Origin of the sequence: Arthrobacter sp. SO5 (assembly GCF_020532805.1) — a bacterium.
Taxonomy (GTDB): Bacteria; Actinomycetota; Actinomycetes; order Actinomycetales; family Micrococcaceae; genus Arthrobacter.
In genome coordinates, this window is record NZ_MQTQ01000080.1 from 1 (window position 1) to 1,060 (window position 1,060).

Genomic DNA, 1,060 nt, shown 5'->3' on the forward strand with positions numbered 1-1,060 from the left:
TGTACTCGGCCAGGACGTTGGTTACACGGTGAAAGGGTGAAGACCTCTTAGGTTGGTGGTTACCACACACACCTAACGACTAAGAGGTCTTCATGGTCCACCGTAATGCCCGTCTGACTCCTGCCGGTAGAGGCATCCTTGTCCAGCGTGTTCTGGACGGCCGTCCCGTGGCCCATGTGGCGAAGGAAATGGGTGTGTCCCGTACCTGCGCGCACCGGTGGTTCCGGCGCTATCTGGAGCGAGGCTGGGACGGGATGGAGGATCGCTCGTCCCGCCCGCGTTCATGCCCGCATGCCACCCCCGGGGCGAAGATCGACGAGGTCCTCGCGGCGCGTGAGAAGCACCGCGAAGGCCCGGTCGAGCTGGCCGAACGCTGCAAGGTCCCGGCCCGCACCGTCTCCCGGATCATCGCCCGGGCCGGCCTGCCCCGCTTGTGGGAACTGGACCCGATCAGCGGCGAACGCATCCGCGCCGGCCGGGCCACCGACCACCGCTACGAACGCGACACCGCCGGAGAGCTGCTGCACATCGATGTGAAGAAACTCGGGAAAATCCCGACCGGGGGCGGCTGGCGCGTCCACGGCCGCAGCGAAGCCGTGAAAGGCCGCGGCATCGGTTACGACTACGTCCATGTTGCCGTCGATGACCACTCCCGGCTGGCCTACGTCGAGGTCCTGCCGGACGAGAAAGGCCAGACCTGCGCGGCGTTTCTGGCCAACGCCGCCGCGTTCATGGCAGCGAACGGGGCACCCGTGCGCGAAGTCATGACCGACAACGCCCTGGCCTACATCCGGTCCGCCGCCTTCGCCAAGGCCATCGCGGAACTCGGAGCCAAACACCGGCGCACGAAACCGCGGAGTCCCTGGCAAAACGGCAAAGCCGAACGGTTCAACCGCACCCTCCAGGAAGGCTGGGCCTACAAGAACGCCTACGACTCCAGCACCCACCGCACACAGGCCCTCACAGGCTGGCTAGACTTCTACAACCACCGCCGCAACCACAGCGCCCTCGGAGGACGACCACCCATCAGCAGATGTAACCAACCTGCTGGCTGAGTACA

General features: G+C 65.8%; 1 protein-coding gene. It reads left to right on the forward strand.

What is annotated here, in order from left to right:
* Positions 1-92: 92 nt before the first annotated feature.
* Positions 93-1,055: an IS481 family transposase gene (locus BJG92_RS15100; RefSeq protein ID WP_232084818.1), complete on the forward strand. Its 963-nt coding sequence runs from the start codon at positions 93-95 to the stop codon at positions 1,053-1,055.
* The last annotated feature ends 5 nt before the right edge of the window (positions 1,056-1,060 follow it).

Coding starts and splice junctions, on each gene's coding strand:
- BJG92_RS15100 (WP_232084818.1), top strand. CDS start 93: ATGGTCCACCGTAATGCCCGTCTGACTCCTGCCGGTAGAGGCATCCTT.